At 58.6% G+C, this 3107-nt stretch carries 4 protein-coding genes; 1 reads left to right on the top strand and 3 read right to left on the bottom strand.

Annotated features, from left to right (window positions below; translation table 11 throughout):
- Window positions 1-899, top strand: an 899-nt coding sequence (locus AC1DRJ_RS22780) for an NAD(P)H-quinone oxidoreductase (RefSeq protein WP_477804133.1), incomplete at its 5' end; no start/stop codon positions are given.
- A 110-nt stretch (window positions 900-1009) separates the two neighbouring features.
- Here AC1DRJ_RS22780 and AC1DRJ_RS22775 read toward each other — a convergent pair.
- The 3 genes from AC1DRJ_RS22775 to AC1DRJ_RS22765 form a co-directional block, all read right to left on the bottom strand.
- Entirely contained in the window at window positions 1010-1663 is a 654-nt protein-coding gene (locus AC1DRJ_RS22775; RefSeq protein ID WP_477804132.1) for an HAD family hydrolase, read from the bottom strand.
- A 111-nt stretch (window positions 1664-1774) separates the two neighbouring features.
- A complete protein-coding gene (locus tag AC1DRJ_RS22770; RefSeq protein WP_477804131.1) occupies window positions 1775-2764 on the bottom strand; it encodes an ABC transporter ATP-binding protein in 990 nt (329 codons plus the stop codon).
- Window positions 2761-3107, bottom strand: a 347-nt coding sequence (locus AC1DRJ_RS22765; RefSeq protein ID WP_477804130.1) for an ABC transporter permease, incomplete at its 5' end; no start/stop codon positions are given. The genes AC1DRJ_RS22770 and AC1DRJ_RS22765, both read right to left, overlap by 4 nt.

The following is a 3107-nucleotide window of genomic DNA, read 5'->3' as shown; positions in this document are numbered from 1 at the left end:
ATGTAGGACAAGTTCGTATCCGAGTGGCGGCAGCGGGGCTTAATCGTGCCGATTTGTTACAGAAAGCGGGCCTCTATCCACCCCCGCCGGGGGCCAGTCAAGTGTTGGGTCTTGAGTGTTCCGGGGTGATCAGCGAGGTGGGCGCGGGGTCTTCCTGGCAGGTCGGTGATCGGGTTTGCGCCTTGCTGGCCGGGGGTGGGATGGCCGAAGAGGTAGTTGTCGACGGACGGCATGTGTTGCCTGTTCCCGAAGGACTGTCCCTGGTCGAGGCGGCTGCGTTGCCAGAAGTGTATGCGACCGTCTGGCTGAATTTATTTCAGCTCGCTGCGCTCAAACCGGGTGAAAAAGTTCTTCTGCACGCTGGAGCAAGTGGAATTGGTTCAGCTGCCATTCAGCTCTGCAAGGCGTTTGGTAACCCGTGCTGGGTCAGCGTCGGTTCCGCCGARCGTTTGGCTTACTGTGAAGCACTGGGGGCGCAGGGTGGGGTGGTGCGCAAGGGTGGCCTGGACAGTTTGAACGATTTGGGGCCGTTCGATGTGATCCTTGATCCGGTGGGCGGCAACTACGCCGCGCTGAATCTGAAGCTGTTGGCCCGTGATGGTCGTTGGGTGCTGATTGGCCTGATGGGTGGCCGTGATGCGCAACTGGACCTCGCACAAGTACTGGCCAAGCGCGTGCAACTGCTGGGCTCGACCTTGCGCAGCCGCGACGAGCAGTTCAAGGCGGATTTGTTCAGTGATCTGAGCCAGCATGTCTGGCCATTGTTTGCCGAGGGGCGATTGAGCCCGCAACTGGCCAAGACGTTCCCGATCAAGGATGCCGAAGCGGCGTTCGCGGAGTTGGCCAGCAATACCGTGGCAGGGAAACTGGTGTTGGTGATAGACGAAAGCCTGACCTGACACTCACCTGTAGGAGCAAGGCTTGCCCGCGACGAACGATGACGCGGTCTGACAGATATACCGCGTCATCGTTCGTCGCGGGCAAGCCATGCTCCTACAGGGGGTATTTGTTACTTCCAGATATGGATCGGCCAGCCGGCCTTTTCGGCGTGCTCAAGCAGGACCGGGTCCGGGTTTACCACGTGTGGGAAATCCACCTTCAGAAGCAGCGGCAAATCGTTACGTGAGTCGGAATAAAAGCTCGCCCCTTCCAGGTTTTCCTCTTCCGCATCCAGCCACTCCAGCAGGCGGGTGATCTTGCCTTCACGGTAAGTCAGCGTGCCGACGGTATGGCCGCTGTACACCCCATGTGCGACTTCCAGTTCGATGCCGAGAATCTCGTCAATGCCCAGGCGATCTGCAATCGGCCGCACCAGGTGCGTGCCAGACGCCGATATCACCAGAATCCGGTCGCCAGCCTTGCGATGGGCGGCAATCGCTTTAGTAGCGTCGCTGAAGATGATCGGCTCGATGAAATCTTCAACCCATGGCCCGACCAGGTGATCGACCTCTTCAGGCGTCCGGCCGATCATCGGCTCAAGGCTGAACACCATGTACTCTTCCATACGCAACTTGCCGTGGCTGTAGGCGTCCATCAGCTCATTGTTCTGCCGCATGAACGACTCAGGGTCGACCCAACCCAAGCGGCCCATTTGCTCGCTCCAGAGGGTGGCGCAGTCGCCGTGGATCAGGGTTTCGTCCAGATCAAAAATTGCCAGGGCCATCAGTCGGGCTCTCTTGAGAGCAGCTTCAAGCAGCAAGCTTCAAGCTACAAGTGGGTCGAGGTGTTCAGCAGTTTAGACTTGCAGCTTACAGCTTGAAGCTTGCAGCTGCTTTCAAGCTACCTTGCAGAGGGCCGTCGGATCGATGGAAAGTGCCAGACGCTGACCATCAGGGTGCAGGTCGGCCGCCGAACGGTTCAGCACATCCACCACCAATTCCACGCCACGGGCTTCGACCCGATAACGAATCACGTTGCCAAGCAAGCTGTGGCTGCGTATCTGGGCGTCCAGTTGACCGTTCAGGCTCAGCTCGATGGCTTCCGGGCGAATCGCAATGCGGTGGTTGATCGGCCGTTGCAGCAACTTTGAAGCACTGTCGGCGTCCAGCAAGTTGTAGTTGCCGATGAAGCCGGCGGCGAACACATCCACCGGCGCGGTGTACAGGGTTTCGGCGTCGCCGCTTTGTACGATTTTCCCCTGATTCATCAGGAAAATCCGGTCAGACATCGTCAGCGCTTCTTCCTGATCGTGTGTGACGAAAATCGTGGTCAGGCCCAGTTCGCGCTGGATCTGACGGATCTGTTCGCGCAAGTGCTTGCGAATCCGTGCGTCGAGGGCTGACAGCGGTTCATCCAGCAGCAACAGCCGTGGCCGGGTCACCAGCGAGCGGGCGAGGGCGACACGCTGGCACTGGCCACCCGACAGTTGATGGGGAAAACGCGCAGCGAAGTCGTCCAGTTCCACCAGCTTGAGTACTTCGGCAACGCGCTTTTGGCTGTCGTCGGCATTGACCTTCTGCATCCGCAGGCCGAAGGCGATGTTTTGTTCCACGGTCATGTTCGGGAACAGCGCATAACTTTGAAAGACCATGCCGATCCCGCGTTTCTGCGGGCTCAGTGGAACGAGGTCTTGACCCTCCAGCAGGATCTTGCCGCCGTCGACCGATGTCAGGCCGGCGATGCAGCGCAACAGCGTGGATTTGCCGCAACCTGACGGGCCGAGCAGGGTGACGAACTCAMCTTTCTGGATTTCGCAGTTGATGTCGCTGAATACCGTGGTGCCCGAGTAATTTTTTTGCAGGTGTTGGACGCTGACATAGCTCATTCGCTTTTGTCCTTGTTCAAGATATTGGCCGCCCAGGTCAGAACCAGCACAAAGAAGAAATAGGAAATCACCAGCGCACTGGTGAAGTGGCCGCTGCTGTTACGCATGTTATTGAGGTAGACCTGCAGGGTTTCGTAGCGGGTGCCGACGAGAATGTTGGCGAAGACGAATTCCCCGAACAGGAACGAGAACGACAGCAGCAGCGCCACCATCAAGCCCTTGCGCAGATTCGGCAGCACTACCAGGATCGCCGCTTGCCAGGTGCTGGCACCGAGTAATTGCGCGGAGTCCATCAGGTCGCGCAGATTGATCGCTTGCAGGTTGTTGGTGATCGCCCGGTACA

The sequence above is a fragment of the Pseudomonas sp. P5_B2 genome (assembly GCF_056400445.1).
This window is presented reverse-complemented; position numbering and strand designations above follow the sequence as displayed.

Excerpts from the sequence above, each read along its gene's own strand:
- AC1DRJ_RS22775 (WP_477804132.1), bottom strand. The coding sequence starts at position 1,663 with ATGGCCCTGGCAATTTTTGATCTGGACGAAACCCTGATCCACGGCGAC.